The sequence below is a fragment of the Mesorhizobium sp. M2A.F.Ca.ET.067.02.1.1 genome, from assembly GCF_004023285.1.
GTDB lineage: Bacteria > Pseudomonadota > Alphaproteobacteria > Rhizobiales > Rhizobiaceae > Mesorhizobium.
Genome location: NZ_RZSB01001098.1, coordinates 1 through 1365 on the forward strand (window position 1 = coordinate 1; position 1365 = coordinate 1365).

Consider the following 1365-nt stretch of genomic DNA (forward strand, 5'->3'; position numbering starts at 1 on the left):
GCTGCGTGCCGCATTGAAATATGCGGCCGATGCAAGGCTCAAGACCCGCGTGGCCACGCTCGTCGCCAGCCGTGGCTTCGTCACCCATCCGATGGACTGGATGCCGGCTGCGTCGGATCAGAATGGTCCGGAGGTCTACGCTCCCTGGGTCGACTGGCAGGCGGGCGCGGATGGCGAAAAACAGCTCCGCCGCGAGCATCTGACGGCGGAAACCTGGGATGATTTCTATCCCGCCGCGCGCCGTAGCGCACTGATCGATTTGCGGCGCTCCGCACCCGCCTTGGCGCGGGCCCTTATCGAGACCAAGGGAGCGAGCGAGCCCGCCGAGGTCAGGCTTGCGCTCATCGAACTCATGCGCTTCGGCCTTGGTGCCGATGATGTGCCATTTCTGAAGAGCCTGTCCGCCGATCGCTCAGGAAAGGTGCGCGAAATGGCCGGCCGACTCCTGGCAAGACTGGGAGAACGTAGCATCACTGAAGGCCAAACCGAAGATCCGGCGATCGAGCTATCCGCTTTCATCGAGGAAGGCAAATCCGGTTTCATCCGCCGCCGCTCCACCTACGCGCCGATAAAACCCAAGTCACAGGCGCAGCAAGCACGTCGCGCCGACTTGTTCGCCACCTGTTACTTCGGCGATCTCGTCGGCCACTTCGGCAAGACGGAGAGCGATTTCATCGGCGCATGGCAGTTTGGTGTCGATGACGGCGCCGATCTCTTTCTGGTTCGAATGGTCGCGGCGTCCGGCGGCGACGCGGCGGTGGCCTCTCTGGCGGATCTGCTTGCCGCAGCCGGCGGCAGGCTGGCGATTCTCGGCCTCCAACTCACGGCGCGTTTGGACAGCGGCAGGAAGCGTGTCCTGATTAGGCAGATCCTGAACGACGCGCAAAATCTGGCCGCGCTCAACATGGTCGAAGGCGCTGAGGCAGGCTGGCTGGAGTGGGGCGACCTTGCAAAGGGCAAGACGCTTTCCGCGTTGCGATCCGCCGTCTCGGGCGACAACGACGTCGTGAAACGAAACGCCGAGCAGTATCTCGAAGCCATAGGCTTTCTGGCCAGTCCGGCGACGGCCGAAAAATTGATCAGCGAGGTCGTCGCCGCCGGGCTGCCGCCTGCATCCCCATCGCTTAGCCTGTTGCGCCTCAACGCGGCGCTGGGCGGAAATCCAACCAGATGATCAACCCGGAGAAGATCGCATGAACGCAGCCATCCGCCTTCCGGCCGAACAGGTCTACGCCGCCGAACTGCAGGCGCTGGCGCGCGGCGACGACCGGCAAAAGCCTGCCGGCTGGAGCCTGTCGCCGAAAGCCGTGCTCACCTATCTGATGGGCGGCAAGGCGAGCGACGGCACGGTGATTTCGCCGAAAT

At 63.9% G+C, this 1365-nt stretch carries 1 protein-coding gene; it reads left to right on the forward strand.

Translation table 11 applies throughout. The features are described 5' to 3' along the window. A partial coding sequence (locus EOA28_RS39310; RefSeq protein WP_189342383.1) for a DUF5691 domain-containing protein occupies positions 1–1174 on the forward strand: 1174 nt, incomplete at its 5' end. Between the last annotated feature and the right edge of the window lie 191 nt (positions 1175–1365).